Annotated in this window: 16 protein-coding genes; 5 read left to right on the plus strand and 11 right to left on the minus strand. The window is 59.0% G+C overall.

Going from position 1 to position 15,794, the window contains the following annotated elements; genetic code table 11:
- Positions 1-24 precede the first annotated feature (24 nt).
- Positions 25-1,245, plus strand: coding sequence for an acyl-CoA dehydrogenase (locus tag OLX72_RS16160; protein WP_114870161.1), 1,221 nt, complete (start codon positions 25-27; stop codon positions 1,243-1,245).
- Positions 1,246-1,267: 22 nt separating this feature from the next.
- Positions 1,268-3,451 carry a dehydrogenase E1 component subunit alpha/beta gene (locus OLX72_RS16165; protein WP_433989091.1) on the plus strand — a complete coding sequence of 728 codons (2,184 nt, stop codon included), beginning with the start codon at positions 1,268-1,270 and terminating at the stop codon, positions 3,449-3,451.
- Here OLX72_RS16165 and pcaG read toward each other — a convergent pair.
- The 3 genes from pcaG to pobA are packed head-to-tail and all read right to left on the minus strand — an operon-like array spanning position 3,448 to position 5,946.
- Positions 3,448-4,032 (minus strand): protocatechuate 3,4-dioxygenase subunit alpha, encoded by a 585-nt coding sequence (gene pcaG, locus OLX72_RS16170; protein ID WP_433989092.1) that lies wholly within the window; start codon positions 4,030-4,032, stop codon positions 3,448-3,450. The two genes, OLX72_RS16165 and pcaG, sit on opposite strands and share 4 nt — an antisense overlap.
- 1 nt (position 4,033) lies before the next feature.
- Positions 4,034-4,765, minus strand: a complete 732-nt coding sequence (gene pcaH / locus OLX72_RS16175; RefSeq protein WP_114870158.1) for a protocatechuate 3,4-dioxygenase subunit beta — start codon at positions 4,763-4,765, stop codon at positions 4,034-4,036.
- Positions 4,766-4,776: 11 nt separating this feature from the next.
- Complete coding sequence (gene pobA / locus OLX72_RS16180) at positions 4,777-5,946, minus strand: 4-hydroxybenzoate 3-monooxygenase (RefSeq protein ID WP_433989093.1); 1,170 nt, start codon at positions 5,944-5,946, stop codon at positions 4,777-4,779.
- A 378-nt stretch (positions 5,947-6,324) separates the two neighbouring features.
- On the opposite strand from pobA, the gene aroQ reads away from it, so the two are divergent.
- Both aroQ and OLX72_RS16190 read left to right on the plus strand, forming a co-directional pair.
- Positions 6,325-6,768: a type II 3-dehydroquinate dehydratase gene (gene aroQ / locus OLX72_RS16185; RefSeq protein WP_114870156.1), complete on the plus strand. Its 444-nt coding sequence runs from the start codon at positions 6,325-6,327 to the stop codon at positions 6,766-6,768.
- Positions 6,768-7,517 (plus strand): LuxR family transcriptional regulator, encoded by a 750-nt coding sequence (locus OLX72_RS16190; RefSeq protein ID WP_114872250.1) that lies wholly within the window; start codon positions 6,768-6,770, stop codon positions 7,515-7,517. Before aroQ ends, OLX72_RS16190 begins: the two co-directional genes overlap by 1 nt.
- Positions 7,518-7,827: 310 nt before the next feature.
- Here OLX72_RS16190 and tsf read toward each other — a convergent pair whose 3' ends face one another.
- From tsf to OLX72_RS16215, 5 genes are all read right to left on the minus strand, one after another.
- Positions 7,828-8,703: a translation elongation factor Ts gene (gene tsf / locus OLX72_RS16195; RefSeq protein ID WP_114870155.1), complete on the minus strand. Its 876-nt coding sequence runs from the start codon at positions 8,701-8,703 to the stop codon at positions 7,828-7,830.
- Between the two features lie 81 nt (positions 8,704-8,784).
- Complete coding sequence (gene rpsB, locus OLX72_RS16200; protein ID WP_114870154.1) at positions 8,785-9,597, minus strand: 30S ribosomal protein S2; 813 nt, start codon at positions 9,595-9,597, stop codon at positions 8,785-8,787.
- A gap of 190 nt (positions 9,598-9,787) precedes the next feature.
- Positions 9,788-10,612 (minus strand): lysophospholipid acyltransferase family protein, encoded by an 825-nt coding sequence (locus tag OLX72_RS16205; RefSeq protein ID WP_114870153.1) that lies wholly within the window; start codon positions 10,610-10,612, stop codon positions 9,788-9,790.
- Positions 10,613-10,615: 3 nt separating this feature from the next.
- A complete protein-coding gene (locus OLX72_RS16210; RefSeq protein WP_433989094.1) occupies positions 10,616-11,383 on the minus strand; it encodes a GNAT family N-acetyltransferase in 768 nt (255 codons plus the stop codon).
- A 138-nt stretch (positions 11,384-11,521) separates the two neighbouring features.
- On the minus strand, positions 11,522-11,707 hold the full coding sequence (locus OLX72_RS16215) for a DUF3553 domain-containing protein (protein ID WP_114870152.1): 186 nt from the start codon (positions 11,705-11,707) through the stop codon (positions 11,522-11,524).
- Positions 11,708-11,729: 22 nt separating this feature from the next.
- Here OLX72_RS16215 and OLX72_RS16220 point away from each other — a divergent pair, with 22 nt between their 5' ends.
- Positions 11,730-12,332 carry a histidine phosphotransferase family protein gene (locus tag OLX72_RS16220; protein ID WP_433989095.1) on the plus strand — a complete coding sequence of 201 codons (603 nt, stop codon included), beginning with the start codon at positions 11,730-11,732 and terminating at the stop codon, positions 12,330-12,332.
- Positions 12,333-12,337: 5 nt separating this feature from the next.
- On the opposite strand, the gene OLX72_RS16225 is transcribed toward OLX72_RS16220, so the two are convergent.
- From OLX72_RS16225 to obgE, 3 genes are read right to left on the minus strand one after another with little or no spacing between them, the layout of a single operon-like run.
- Positions 12,338-13,603, minus strand: a complete 1,266-nt coding sequence (locus tag OLX72_RS16225) for a glutamate-5-semialdehyde dehydrogenase (RefSeq protein ID WP_433989096.1) — start codon at positions 13,601-13,603, stop codon at positions 12,338-12,340.
- 53 nt (positions 13,604-13,656) lie between these two features.
- On the minus strand, positions 13,657-14,763 hold the full coding sequence (proB, locus tag OLX72_RS16230; protein WP_114870149.1) for a glutamate 5-kinase: 1,107 nt from the start codon (positions 14,761-14,763) through the stop codon (positions 13,657-13,659).
- On the minus strand, positions 14,751-15,788 hold the full coding sequence (gene obgE / locus OLX72_RS16235; protein WP_114870148.1) for a GTPase ObgE: 1,038 nt from the start codon (positions 15,786-15,788) through the stop codon (positions 14,751-14,753). The genes proB and obgE overlap by 13 nt, the downstream gene beginning before the upstream one ends.
- Positions 15,789-15,794: the final 6 nt, after the last annotated feature.

Raw genomic sequence — 15,794 nt, forward strand, 5'->3', positions numbered from 1 at the left:
CGTTCCGCTTGCAAAGGACACATCATGAACATCGCGCCAAAGCTCAAAGCAACCGATGCCCCCGATCTTGGATCGTTTGACTGGGCCGATCCGTTTTACCTGAACGATCAATTGTCAGAAGAAGAACGGATGATCGCGGACAGCGCGCACGCCTATGCGCAGGAAAAACTGCAACCGCGCGTGACGAAGGCCTATGCGGAGGAAAGCACAGACCCGGCGATTTTCGCTGAAATGGGTGAAATGGGCCTGCTGGGCACCACCATTCCCGAAGCCTATGGCGGGTTGGGTGCCGGATATGTCAGCTATGGGCTTGTCGCGCGCGAGGTCGAGCGTGTGGACAGCGGGTACCGGTCGATGATGTCGGTGCAATCCAGTCTGGTGATGTACCCGATTTACGCCTACGGATCCGAAGAACAGCGTCTGAAATACCTGCCCAAACTGGCCAGCGGCGAATGGATCGGCTGTTTCGGTCTGACAGAACCGGATGCGGGCAGCGATCCGGCGGGAATGAAAACCCGCGCGATCAAGACTGATGGCGGGTATCGCCTGACCGGATCGAAAATGTGGATTTCCAACAGTCCGATTGCCGATGTGTTCGTGATCTGGGCCAAATCCGAAGCGCATGACGGAAAGATCCGCGGCTTTGTGCTGGAAAAAGGTATGAAAGGGCTGAGCGCGCCGAAAATCCAGGGCAAGATGAGCTTGCGCGCCTCGATCACCGGCGAGATTGTTCTGGACAATGTCGAAGTTGGCGAGGACGCGTTATTGCCGCATGTTCAGGGGCTTAAGGGGCCTTTTGGATGTTTGAACCGGGCGCGCTATGGTATTGCCTGGGGTGTCATGGGCGCTGCAGAAACCTGCTGGCACGGGGCGCGTCAATACGGGCTGGACCGGCACCAGTTTGGACGCCCGCTGGCGCAGACACAGCTGTTTCAAAAGAAACTGGCCGATATGCAGACGGAAATCGCATTGGGCTTGCAGGCCGCGCTGCGCGTTGGCCGCCTGATGGACGAGGCCCGCGCCGCGCCCGAGATGATTTCGATCATCAAGCGTAACAATTGCGGCAAAGCGCTTGAAATCGCGCGACATTCCCGCGATATGCATGGTGGCAACGGGATCAGTCTGGACTTCCATGTGATCCGTCACATGATGAACCTGGAAACCGTGAACACCTATGAGGGCGCGCATGACGTGCATGCGCTGATCCTTGGGCGGGCACAAACCGGCCTTCAGGCGTTTTTCTAGGCCGAAAAGCGGGAATATCACCATGGATCGTGCCGAGATCGTGCATGAGGCGTTTCTGGCGCGTCTGGCGTCGGGGGATGTGCCAACGCCCGCCGGAGGCATCGGCGATCTTGGTGCGGATGATCTGCTGGCGATTTTCACCGCTCAGGTGACATCGCGCCATCTGGATCGGGTGTCGCGCAAATTACAGGCCAGGGGGCAAGGGTTTTACACCATCGGATCGTCCGGCCACGAAGGCAACGCGGCGGTGGCCCATGCCTTGCGCCCGACCGATCCGGCGTTTCTGCACTATCGTGATGGTGCGTTCCAGATCGCGCGGGCGGGGCAGGTGCCGGGGCAGACGCCGATCATGGACATGCTGCTAAGCTTTACCGCGTCCTCGGATGATCCGATCAGCGGCGGGCGGCACAAGGTGCTGGGATCCAAGGCGCTGTCGATCCCGCCGCAAACCTCGACCATCGCCAGCCACCTGCCCAAGGCCGTGGGTGCGGCCTATAGCATCGGCCTGATGCGGCGCTGTGCCCCGATAGATGCGGAATATCCCAATGATGCCATAGTGTTGTGCAGCTTTGGTGATGCTTCCCTTAATCATTCCACGGCACAGGGGGCGCTGAACACTGCCGGCTGGACGGCTTATCAGAACGTCCCGTTGCCGCTGCTGTTTCTGTGCGAAGATAACGGCATCGGCATTTCGACGAAAACGCCGGGAGGATGGGTCGAGGCAAGCCTGAAACACCGCCCCGGACTGCGTTACATGGCGTGTAACGGGCTGGATGTGGTCGAAACCTATGCCACAACGCGCGCTGCGGCAGATTGGGCGCGGCGCAACCGCAAACCTGTTATGCTGCATATGTCCTGTGTGCGGCTTTACGGCCATGCGGGGCCGGACGTGGAATCAGCATACCGCCCGATGGCCGAAATCGAACAGGCTGAACGCAACGATCCCTTAATCCATACCGCAGCGCGCCTGATGCAGGACGCGGGGCACTCAAAAGATGATATAATCAATCTGTATCAATCTCTTGTGGATCGTGTTGAACGTGAAGCGGAACAGGCCGTAACGCGCCCCAAGCTGAAAACAGCGGGGGATGTGATGGCATCGATCCTGCCACCCAAGCGCAAGCTGCCAAAACACAACGGCCCGTCCGCAGAACAGCGCGCCAAGACCTTTGGCGCGGCGGACATGCGCGCGTTGGATGCCAAGCACCCGATGAACAAGCTGATCAACCTGGCGCTGGCCGATTTGATGCTGGAGCACCCCGATATCGTCATGGTCGGCGAAGATATTGGCAAAAAGGGCGGCGTTTATGGCGTAACCAAGGGCCTGCAAGGCAAATTCGGCCCCGCGCGCATGATCGACAGCCTTCTGGATGAACAAAGCATATTGGGCCTGAGCATCGGCATGGCGCAGAACGGGTACACCCCGATGCCGGAAATCCAGTTTCTGGCCTATCTGCACAACGCCGAAGACCAGCTGCGCGGCGAAGCGGCAACCTTGCCGTTTTTCTCCAACGGGCAGTTCACCAACCCGATGGTGCTGCGGATTGCGGGGCTGGGCTATCAAAAGGGGTTCGGCGGGCATTTCCACAATGACAATTCGCTGGCCGTTTTGCGCGACATTCCCGGTATCGTGATCGGCGTGCCCAGCAACGGGGCCGATGCGGTGCGGATGTACCGCGAAGCGGTGCGGCTTGCGCGCGAGGAACGGCGCGTGGTTGTCATGATTGATCCGATCGCGCTTTACCCGATGCGCGATCTGCATGCGGACGGCGATGGCAAGTGGATGTTTGATTATCCGGAACGGGGCGAGGGCGCGCCCCTGGGCGAGGTGGCGGTGAGCGGGCAGGGCACGGATGTTGCCATCGTGACCTACGGTAACGGATGTTACCTGAGCCATCAGGCGCAAGCCGTTCTGGAAAAACAGAAAATAAAGACGCGTATCGTTGATCTGCGCTGGCTGGCCCCGATGCCGCAAGAGGCGATTTTGAACGCGGTAAAAGGCTGCAAGCATGTGCTGGTGGTGGATGAATGCCGACGTACAGGATCGCAAAGCGAAGGCATCTGTGCCTTTCTGGCCGAGGCAGGCGTGCCGTCATTCGCGCGTCTGACGGCCGAAGACAGCTTTATCGCAACCGGCCCGGCCTATGGTGCCACGCTGCCGTCGCGCGACGGCATTGTGCAGGCGGTGCGCAACCTGATCGCCTAAACGTCGAAAAATACTGTTTCATCAGGAACTTGCAGGTGGATATTGAATTTATATTCACCGGGGTTTTCCTGTGTGGCGATCAGCGTTTTGACGCGTGACGAGGGATCAATCCGGCCAAGCACAGGATCGTTCGTGTTGTCCTCGTCCGCGAAATACATGCGGGTGTGCAGCCCCATATTGATGCCGCGGGCGACAATCCAGAAGGTGATGTGCGGCGCTTGCACGCGCCCGTCGCCGAAAGGCACGGAACCGGGTTTCACTGTGTCGAACCGGAACAGGCCCGTATCCTGATCACATGCCGTGCGCCCGAAGCCCGTAAAATGCGGATCGGCGTCGGGGGCGGGGGCAAACCTGCCATTGGCATCCGCCTGCCAGATTTCGACCAACGCATCCCGCAAGGGCGCGCCCATGCCGTCGAATACCGTGCCGGTCACGCTGATACGCTGGCCCTGCGCCTTGCCCGTGATCATATCCTGCCCGAGGTCCACGCCGTAAACGCCTGTGATGCCTGCAAAATTCGGCATACACCCGATATGCACATAGGGGCCTGCGGTTTGCGATGGTGTTTGCGGTTTTGTCATTCTACATCCCCTCGGGCTGGTTTTCGAACAGGGTTTGGCGCGCGCCGCGCAACACGATGTCGAACCGGTAAGACAACGCATCCATCGGGGCGGTGGCCGCCATGTCCAGCGGCGCAATCAGGCGATCAACCGCGTCGGGCGATGGCAGGCTGTTCACGATCGGGCACAGCGGAATAAGTGGATCGCCCTGAAAATACATCTGGGTGATCAGTCGCTGGGCAAATCCGTGGCCGAACACGGAAAAATGGATATGGGCGGGGCGCCAACTGTTGGGGCCGTTGGGCCAGGGGTAAGGGGCGGGTTGCACCGTACGGAACGCGTAATGCCCCTGATCGTCGGTGATCATGCGCCCGCAGCCGCCGAAATTGGGATCAAGCGGGGCCTGATATCCCTCGTTCTTGTGGCGATATCGCCCGCCGGCATTGGCTTGCCACACCTCGATCAGTGCGCCGCGCACCGGGCGGTCGTATTCGTCGCTCAGGCGGCCATGAACGATGATACGCGGGCCGATTGCAGAGGCCCCCGCAGCCGCATAATTGTGAATCAGATCGTTGTCCTGCGGCCCCAGCAGGTTGTGGCCGAACACCGGACCGCTGATTTCCGACGGCGAGGCCGGAAAAGACAGCGGCGCTAGGGACGGTGCGCGCGCAACGCTGCTTTTGTAGGGGGGATAAAGCGCGGGGGGATGCGCGGCAGGGTCGCGCGGCAGATATCCAGTGGGAAGGTATGTCATCTTATCCTCTTTCAATAGGGCAGCCCGACATAGTTTTGCGCCATGACAGCCTGCACCATGTCATCGTCGCGCAGAAATGCCAGTTCGGCCTGCTGCATCTTGAGATCAAAGGGCGTCTGATTGGGGTCGCGGTGCATCAGAGTGCTGAACCACCAGCTGAACCTTTCAGCCTTCCACACACGGGAAAGCGCCTTTTCCGAATAGGTATCAATGCCATGGCTGCTGTTGTTCAGGTAATGATCGCACAATGCAGAATAAAGGTAATGCACATCGGACGCGGCCGTGTTCAATCCCTTGGCGCCCGTTGGAGGTACAATGTGGGCCGCATCACCGCACAAGAACAATCGCCCCCAAGACATTGGTTCTGTTACAAAAGACCGCAATGACGCGATTGATTTCTCGATCGATGGGCCGGTCACAAGCGTGTCGGCAAAGGGAGCGGGCAGGCGGCGTTTCAGTTCGGTCCAGAACGCCGTGTCTGACCAGTCCCCGACCGCGTCAGTGATCGGACACTGGATGTAATATCGGCTCAGGTTTGCATTGCGCATCGAACACAGCGCGAACCCGCGCCGGGAATTGGAATAGATCAGTTCGGGGTGTACCGGTGGCGTTTGCGAGAGGACACCCAGCCATCCGAACGGATAGACTTTCTCGAACTCGTTCCGGACGTTCTGGGGGATCGTGCGACGGCTGACGCCGTGAAAACCGTCACAACCGGCAATGAAATCACAGGCGATACGGTGCGAATTGCCTTTGGTCTGATATGTAACTGAAGGCGTATCGCCGTCCGCATCATGAATTTCAACGTTTTCAACATTATAGATGATATCAGCGCCGGCTTTTTCTCGGGCGTCGTACAGATCGCGTGTCAGTTCGGTCTGGCCATAAACAACGACCGGTTTGCCGGTGTGTCTGGTGAAATCGACGCGAAAGGTCTGATCCTCAAAAGCAATTACCGTACCGTCATGAAAATCACCTTCGGCCATCAGGCGGTCTGAGACGCCGGCGCGCTGCATCAGATCCACCAAGCCTTGTTCCAGCACCCCGGCGCGGATCCGGCCCAGAACATAGTCTTTGGTCTTGCGTTCCAGAATGACGCTGTGAATGCCGTTTACATGCAGCAATTGTGACAGCAGAAGACCGGAAGGGCCGCCACCGATGATCACAACCTGGGTTTTCATCCGGTGATCCTTGTGCGTGCGTCGAATGTTGAGACAGGGCTGTTTGTCATGAGACTGTGTACCGTGATACCGATTTCGGGTCAGGGTCGGAAAAAACGCGCCGCTGGTCAATGGGGCGGTGCATGTGGCTGCTGTTGATCTGCCCAAGGAATGCCGGTTTGGTGTGGCCGTATCTCAGTATTCAAAAGACCTATAATCAGTATTATGTAAATAAAGGTTGTATCAGATTTGGCACTCTGACGTTCCTGCATCTATTACAATGGCTTACCGGATGTTGTGCAATACACTCACCCTAGTGTCCAACGGCAGGTTGAAACGCGCAGTGCTGGACAGGATTGCCCCCGCACGGCTAAGTATCACACAAAAGGAATTCTTGTTATGCCATCGCTTCTTGTTTTGAACGGACCGAATTTGAACATGCTGGGTCTGCGCCAGCCCGAAGTCTACGGTGCCACAACGCTGGCCGATATCGAAGCGATGTGCGAAGCGCATGTGAACGGAACCAAGACGCAGCTGGATTTTACCCAATCCAATCACGAAGGCATTCTGGTCGACACGATCCAGAATGCGCGTGGCACACATGACGGGATCATTCTGAATGCGGGCGCGTTCACGCATACATCGGTGGCGTTGATGGATGCGATCAGTTCCGCCGCCCTGCCCGTCGTCGAAATCCATCTGTCCAACATTCATGCCCGCGAACCCTTCCGCCACACATCCTATATTGCGCCTGTCGCCGTGGGCCAGATCTGCGGGTTTGGTGCGTTCGGCTATATCATGGCCATTGATGCGATGCTGAACCATCTGGGGGCCGCCTCATGATGCGGGAATACCTGTATTATCTGAGCAATACAAAAAGCCTGGAAGAGTTGTGGACAGCCCATACCGAAAAAATGGCGGAATACGGGTTTGACCGGCTGATTTACGGATTTACGCGTTATCGCACCAACACGTCTTTGGGCGACCCCGAAGATTTCGTGATCCTCACGAACCATTCTGCGGCCTATACGGATGTGTTTCTGGGTCAGGGGCTGTATTTCCATGCACCGATGGTGCGGTGGGCGCTGGATCATGAAGGGGTTGGCAGCTGGAAAATGCTGGCCGATATGATCGATACAAAAACAATGACCGATGCGGAACGCAAGGTGTTTCAGTTCAACCATTCGATGGATGTGACGGCGGGATATACCATCAGTTTCAAGGCGGTTTCTGCCCGATCCAAAGGGGCAATCGCGTTAACGGCGCGCAAGGGCCTAAGCCAGCAGGATGTGGACGACGTGTGGGCCGAACATGGCCGTGATATTCACCTGATGAACAATATCGCGCATCTGAAAATCCTGACCCTGCCCTATACCGCGCCCAACCGCGCGCTGACCAAACGGCAACGCGAGGCGCTGGAATGGGTGGGTGACGGAAAAACGACTCAGGATATTGCGATGCTGATGGGGCTGACAACCGCCACGGTGGAAAAGCATCTGCGACTCGCCCGCGAGTCACTTTCGGTCGAAACCACGGCTCAGGCTGTTCTCAAGGCGGCATTCCATAATCAAATGTTCGTCCTAGAGGGTTGATTTACATAACTTTTACAAAAAGGTAAGGAAACCCTTACTTTCCTGACGTAGCGTAAAGGCACATTCTGAACATGTTCCGTGAGTGGTGGCTTTTTATGCCTCTGGGACATCGGCCAGGACCCTTGCGATACCAAGGCTCTTCTGACCGGCCGGTTTACCGGAACCCCGGCCTGGGTTTGTATTTTTCCATTCTCAGGCCGGATTTTGATACGCCTATTCCGTCCATCCCCAAAGGCGGGCGATCAAAATGAAAAGCGGAGCCTCTCTTGCGAGGGCTCCGCTTTTTTGTCGATGATCTAGGTCTGATGTCTCAGCTTTGGCCGACTTTTGCAACTTCGGCGGCAAAGTCTTCTTTTTCGACTTCGATACCTTCGCCCACTTCCAGACGGACAAAGCCCGTGATGGTTGCGCCGGCTTCTTTGGCGGCCGCTTCGACTGTCAGGTCGGGATTGATCACAAAGGCCTGACCCAGCAGGGTGACTTCGGCCAGAAACTTGGCCATCCGGCCAACGATCATTTTTTCAATCACGGCTTCGGGCTTGCCGCTTTCGCGGGCAATATCCATCTGCACGGATTTTTCTTTTTCAACGACAGCCGGGTCCAGATCCGCTTGGGACAGGGACGCGGGGTTGGCGGCGGCGATGTGCATCGCAACCTGTTTGCCAAAGGCTTCGTCGCCGCCGGTCATTGCGACCAGAACACCGATTTTGCCCATGCCTGCGGTCGCGGCGTTGTGAACATAAGACACAACCGTGTCGCCCTTTACGGACGCCATGCGGCGCAGGGCCATGTTTTCACCGATCGTTGCGATCTTGTCTGTGATCGTTGCCTCGACCGATTTGCCACCCAGATCGGCCGCCTTCAACGCGTCCAGATCTTCCGCGTCCAGCGCCGCAGTAGCGATGGATCCGACCATTTTCTGGAAATCGGCGTTCTTCGCAACAAAATCGGTTTCCGAGTTTATTTCGACGGCAACGCCGCGCCCGTCTTTCACCATGACGGCCACAAGACCTTCGGCGGCGGTACGGCCGGATTTCTTGGCGGCTTTCGCCAGACCTTTGGTGCGCAGCCAGTCAACGGCGGCTTCCATGTCGCCATCGGTTTCTGTCAGTGCCTTTTTTGCGTCCATCATGCCTGCGCCAGTGCTGTCGCGCAGTTCCTTGACCATAGATGCTGTGATTGCCATTCCGGCTCTCCTCAAATCAAAATCGGTTCGGGGGCAGGTATCCCTGCCCCACATGTCATTTCGGTGACGGTTCCGGCGCGCTTAGCTTGCGGCGGGTGTGTCTTCGGCTTCGGCAGCTGCCTCTTGCTCGGCAGGTGCTGCATCGCCGGCAATTGCTTCTTCCACGGTTTCTTCCATGGCGCCCAGATCAACGCCTGCCGCGCCCAGTTGGGCCGACATGCCGTCAAGGGCAGCGCGCGATGCCAGGTCGCAATAAAGCGCGATGGCGCGGGCCGCATCGTCATTGCCCGGAATGATGTAATCGACACCATCGGGCGAACAGTTGGTATCCACCACGGCCACAACGGGAATGCCCAGTTTGTTGGCTTCGGCGATGGCCAGCGCTTCTTTTTTCACGTCGATGACGAACAACAGGTCCGGGGTGCCGCCCATTTCGCGGATGCCGCCCAGTGACGCCTGCAATTTGCCCTGATCGCGCTCCATGCCCAGACGCTCTTTCTTGGTCAGGCCCTCAACGCCGCCTTCCATTGCCTCGTCGATGTGCTTCAGGCGCTGGATCGATTTGGAAACAGTCTGCCAGTTGGTCAGCGTGCCGCCCAGCCAGCGGTGGTTCATGTAGTATTGCGCGCATTTTTCAGCAGCTTCGGCGATCGGCGTGGCCGCCTGACGTTTGGTGCCGACAAACAGGATGCGTCCGCCCTTGGCAACCGTGTCACGGATTGCGGTCAGTGCCTGATCCAGCATCGGAACAGTTTGCGTCAGGTCCATGATGTGGATGCCGTTGCGGTCGCCATAGATGAACGGACCCATACGGGGGTTCCAGCGCTGCGTTTGGTGGCCAAAATGTACGCCTGCTTCAAGCAATTGGCGCATGGTGAACTCAGGAAGAGCCATGTTCGTTTACCTTTCCGGTTTTATCCTCAGCGGGGGTTCAAAGCGTTTGCTTCAACCGGCGGACGTTCGGGGATGTCTCCCCCGAAGGCCCAAACCCCGCCTGCGGGTTTGAATGGCGCGCGTATAAGACAGGTTTACCCTGTGCGCAAGGGCAAAAGGCGTACACGGGACCCAGTTGGCTGCGCGCATGTCAAAGGCGCCTGTGCCCTGCCCGCACCCGCCGTTCCAGCTCCGCGGCCAACGCCTTGCGGTTGGCATGGGCGTTCACCCGCACCGGATCATGATAGATCAGTTCGACACTGCCTTGCGGGTATGCGGCAAGCGTTTTCAGCATATGGCTGCCAAAGTCCATATCGCCCCACCAGCCATAAAAATTGGCCGCCTGCCCCTGCGGTGCGGTATAGTGCAGCGTAACGGGCTGGATATGCAGTTTGTCGCGCAATTCGGGCGTCATGAACGCCTCAAACAGCGTTGTCTTGAACGCCAGCACCTGCTGCCCGTCGGTCGAGGTGCCTTCGGGGAAAAACAGCAGCTTGTGTCCGGCAAGCAAGCGGTCCTGAAATTGCTGTGTCTGTCCCTTGGCGCGTTTTGGGTCGCGGTCGATGAACACGGTGCCTGTCGCGCGGGCCAGCCAGCCGATGCCAGGCCAGCGTGCGACTTCTGATTTGGACACGAAATAGAACCGTTTGACCGAATTCAGGGCAAAGATATCCAGCCATGAGACATGATTGGCCACGACGGCGCCGCGTTCGCGCATCGGCGTGCCAAAAACGTGCCGCTTCATGCCAAGGATCACAAAAGTCATGCGGCACACGGTTTGGGTGATGTGGGGCGTCACCGGCCGCCCAAGGCCACAGATCGGACGTTCGATCATCCGCACCAGCAGCAGGATCAGCAGGCCACCGAACACCACACACCCCAGACACAGGCCGCGCAGGCACACCCGCACCCAGCCCGCAACGGTGATCCTGTACGCATCTGCCGGCGTGTCGCTGTGCCAGGTCGGGCCTGCCATCCGCTAACCCTGCAGCCCGCGTTTATAGCGCGCCCCGTGTTTGGAATTCATCCGCGCGGTATCCATGACCAGACACACATCGGTTGTATTAAAGGAATGATCGACAAACGCGCCCTCGCCCACATAGCCGCCCAGACGCAGATAGGCCTTGATCAGGGCGGGGGTTTCGATCATCGCGCGCCGCCGGTCGATCAGATGTTTCGGGATCAGGTCCATCGTCTGAAAATGCGGTGCGCGCGCCCTGACCCGCAGATCGGGCGGCGCAAGGTGTGTCTGGTAGAGCGCGGACAATGGCAGGGCCAGCGCGCTGACATCGGTGCCGTGAAAGCTGGCTACCCCGAACAGGATTTCGATGCCGTGATCGGCAACATAATCGGCCAGACCGTTCCAAAGATGCATCAGCGCCATGCCGCCGCGATAGTCCTTGTGAACGCAGGACCGCCCCAGTTCCAGCAGTTTGCGCTTGCTGTCTTTCAGAACCTGCAGGTCGTATTCGTCCTCGGAATAGAACTGCCCTGCCCGTGCGGCCTGATCGTCGCGCAACAGGCGATAGACCCCGACGATGCGTCCGGCACTGTCATCGCGCAGGATCAGGTGATCAAAGTAGGGATCGAACCTGTCGCGTTCCAGCCGCGCCTGATGATCCACCAGCGCACCGCCAGCACCCAGTTCCTGCACGAAAACCTCGTATCGCAGGCGTTGCGCTGCTTCGACCTCGGCCTGATCCGTGGCAAGTTTGACCGTAAACCGGGGGGCGGCGGGACGGATCATAACGGACACATATTCCTTCCGGTCTGTCGCAGTGCGTGGCCGTGCATACAAAAGCCATCGGCATGAGGCAACCGGAACCCGCAATGCCGTTTGTAAGTAGATTTCAACTTAAGGTTGTGTTAAGGATTGATTGGGATATTAACCGGGATCAAACACGGGCATCAGGCCAATGCGGGCACTATCGATAACAACCTTTCCCTGTTCACGAAAGTTGACGGTGATCTTGCCGCCGATATTGGACTGGACCTGTCCTGTGCCCCAATCCGGCCGGTCGGGATGTTGAACCAGCATTCCGGGAGCCAGTGCGGCATTCAAATCAGACATTCAGCAATCCACAGGGCATTTCATGTTATCAGTACATCCTAATCGCGATCTGTCGTCTTTGGTAGGGTCACGCATCTGCCACGATCTGATCAGCCCGATCGGCGCGATCGGCAACGGCATCGAACTGTTGCAGATGGCCCCGCGCGACAGCGCCGCAGAACTGAACCTGATCACGGACAGCGTCGGCAACGCCGCCGCCCGCATCCGTTTTTTTTGCGTGGCATTCGGGGCCGCCGGTGATCAGATGATGGGCCGCGCCGAAGTCATGTCGATCCTGTCCGATCTGTCGGCGGCAAGCCGGTTTGACTGTGAATGGCGTCTAGAAACCCCGCAACCGCGCGTTCTGGTGCGCCTGGCGTTTCTGGCCTTTCAGTGTCTTGAGACCGCAATGCCCCATGGCGGGACTATTTCGTTCAAAAGCCTCGATACAACATGGCGTGTTACGGGGTGCACGCAAAGCCTCAAATATGATGCGACCCTATGGGCCAGCCTGACCGATTATGATATTCGCCCGGCCCTGTCGCCTGCGCAGGTGCAATTCGGGCTGCTGCCGGTTCTGGCGCAAGAGGCGGGGCGCGTTCTGTCTTCGGCGCGCGATGATACGGATCTGCACATCGCCTTTTGACGTGATCAGGGGCGCACTGTTCCGTCACCGGTCACAAGATATTTGAAACTGGTCAACTGTTCGGCGCCCACCGGCCCGCGCGCATGCATCTTGCCGGTTGCGATCCCGATTTCGGCCCCCATGCCGAATTCGCCACCGTCTGCGAACTGGGTCGAGGCATTGTGGATCAGGATCGCACTGTCCAGACGCTCGAAAAAACGGTCGCGGGTTCTTGTATCCTCGGTCAGGATGCAATCGGTGTGATCGGACCCGAACCGGCGAATATGCGCAATCGCATCATCGACATCCTGAACGGGTTTCGCCGCGATGATCATGTCCAGATATTCGTGGCCCCAATCGGCCTCTGTCGCGGGCACGGTGCCTTTGATCCGGGCCAGATCACCGGCGGCGCGCACCTCGACCCCGTTGTCGATCAGGGCGCGGATCACCCCCTGCCCGATGGTGTCGATCACGGCCTGATGGATCAAAAGACATTCGGCCGCGCCGCAAATGCCCGTCCGGCGTGTTTTCGCGTTCAGCACGACATCCAGCGCCTTTTGCGGATCGGCATGTTCATCGATGTAAATATGAACGATGCCTTCAAGATGGGCAAAGACCGGCACGCGCGCCTCGCGCTGGACCAGACCGACCAGCCCCTTGCCGCCGCGGGGCACGATCACATCAACCGTGTCGGTCATGGTCAGCAACTCGGACACCGCCGCACGGTCGCGGGTGGGCACCAGCTGAATAGCCGCTTCGGGCAGGTTTGCATCGCGCAGCCCCTGCACCAGACAGGCATGGATCGCGCCCGAAGAGTGAAAACTTTCCGACCCGCCGCGCAGGATCACCGCATTGCCCGATTTAAGACACAGCGCACCGGCATCCGCCGTCACGTTCGGGCGGCTTTCATAGATCACGCCGATCACCCCCAATGGCGTGCGCACACGCTGGATATGCAGCCCGTTGGGGCGATCCCATTCGTCGATCACCGCCCCCACCGGATCCGCCTGTTCGGCCACGGCGCGCAACCCATCGACGATGGCCCGAATACGATCCTTGTTCAGTTGCAAACGATCCAGCATCGCGGGCGACAGGCCCTTGTCGCGCCCGAACGCCATATCTTTTTCGTTGGCCACCAGAATGTCGGCGCGGCTTGCCCAGACATGTTCGGCCGCGGAAATCAGCGCGGCGTGTTTGCGTTCGGCACTGGCAAAGGCAAGTTCGGCCGCGGCGGCCTTGGCGCGCTGGCCAATTTCGGCCATCAGGGCGGGAATGTTTTCAATATCTTTCATGTCGTGTCCTGTTGGCTGGCGGGGGAACGAGTATTTCCGGACAAATGAAGCGGTCAGATTGCCATATCGTCGCGATGGATCAAAGCGGCGCGGCCCGGATAGCCTAAAATCGCCTCGATCCCGCTGGTCTGGCAGCCTTTTATGGCTTTGGCTTCGGTTGAGGTATATCGACTAAGCCCCTGAGAAAGTCTGTGATTGTCCGCATCCAGAATGGCAACCGGATCGCCGCGCCCGAATGTGCCGTTGACCTGTGCAACCCCGGCGGGCAACAGGCTTTTGCCGCTTTTCAGTGCCCGGGCCGCGCCCGCATCGACGATGATCTCGCCTTTGGGTTTCATGGCACCGATCCAGCGTTTGCGCGCATCCTGCGGGTTCAGTTTGGCGGTAAACCAGGTCGCGGGGGCACCGTTTTCAAGGGCGCGCAGCGGATTGAGCGGGCCGCCATGGGTGATCGCCATGGTGCAGCCCCCTGCCGTGGCCATCTTGGCGGCCATCAGTTTGGTTTTCATTCCGCCCTTTGAAAGGCCCGACCCCGCATCGCCCGCCATCGCTTCGATGTCGTGGGTTATGTCGTCTATGGTGTCATAGCGGTGCGCGCTGCTGTCTTGCGCGGGGTTCGCGCTGTAGAATCCGTCGACATCCGAAAGCAGGATCAACTGATCCGCGCCCACGGTCACGGCCACCTGTGCCGCCAGCCGGTCATTGTCGCCATAGCGGATTTCGTCGGTTGCGATAGTATCGTTTTCGTTGACGATGGCGACCACGCCAAGCGCGATCAGCTGTTCCAGCGTGGCGCGGCTGTTGAGGTAGCGGCGCCGGTTTGTGCTGTCTTCCAGCGTGACCAGCACCTGACCGGTGGTGATATCATGGGGGGCCAGTGCCTCTTCGTAGGCGCGGGCCAGCCGGATTTGCCCGACAGCGGCAGCGGCCTGAGATTGTTCCAGCGTCAGATCAGTGCCCGGAAGACCCAGCACCCCCCGCCCCAAAGCGATCGAGCCGGACGAGACAAGGATCACATCGATCCCGAGAGATTTCAGCCAGACAACATCCTGTGCCAGTGCCTGCAACCAGTCGTGGCGCAAATTGCCGCTGGTCCGGTCCACCAAAAGCGCGGACCCGATTTTGACAACAACCCGTCTGGCCTGCGTCAGGGTTGCCATGTCTCTTCCTGCTGTGCGGGCGCGCGGTGGCGCAACCTGTCTTCGTCGATCTTGGTGCGCAGGGCGCGCAGCACCTCGGTAAGGCCTTCGCGCGCAACGCCCGACATCAGCATGACAGGGCCGCCGCTTGCCTTTTCCAATTCCTGACAGGCAGTTGCGCGTTCTTCTTCATCCAGCGCGTCGATCTTGTTCAGGACGGTGATCCGCGGTTTGTCGGCCAGATGCCCGCCATAGGCTTCCAGTTCGTCGATGATGATCTGGTAATCCTGCGCGATGCTGTCTGATGTGCCGTCAACCAGATGCAGCAGCACGGCACAGCGTTCGACATGGCCCAGAAACCGGTCGCCGATGCCGCGCCCTTCGTGCGCGCCTGCGATCAGTCCGGGGATGTCGGCCACCACAAATTCCACATTGTCCACGCCGACCACGCCCAGATTGGGGTGCAGCGTGGTAAACGGATAATCGGCAATCTTGGGGCGCGCGTTGGATGTGGCGGCCAGAAAGGTTGATTTTCCGGCATTTGGCAGCCCCAGCAATCCGACATCGGCAATCAGTTTGAGGCGCAGCCACAAGGTGCGTTCCACGCCCTCCTGCCCCGGATTTGCACGGCGTGGAGCCTGATTGGTCGAGGATTTGAAATGCAGGTTGCCAAAGCCGCCATTGCCGCCGCGCGCCAGTTGGACGCGCTGGCCCACTTCGGTCAGGTCGGCAACCACGGTTTCCTGATCTTCGTCCAGAATTTCGGTGCCGACCGGCACGCGCAGAACAATGTCATCGCCGCTTTTGCCGGTGCGCTGGCGGCCCATGCCGGGCTGGCCTGATTTGGCAAAGAAATGCTGCTGATAGCGGAAATCGATCAGGGTGTTCAGCCCGTCGACCGCTTCGGCCCAGACCGAACCGCCATTGCCGCCGTCGCCGCCATCGGGGCCGCCATATTCGATGAATTTTTCGCTGCGAAAGCTGACACAGCCGCCGCCCCCGCCGCCAGAGCGGATATAGACCTTTGCGAGATCAAGAAACTTCATAATGTT

The sequence above is a fragment of the Sulfitobacter sp. TBRI5 genome, assembly GCF_051013555.1.
In the GTDB taxonomy this organism is placed as follows: Bacteria; Pseudomonadota; Alphaproteobacteria; order Rhodobacterales; family Rhodobacteraceae; genus JL08.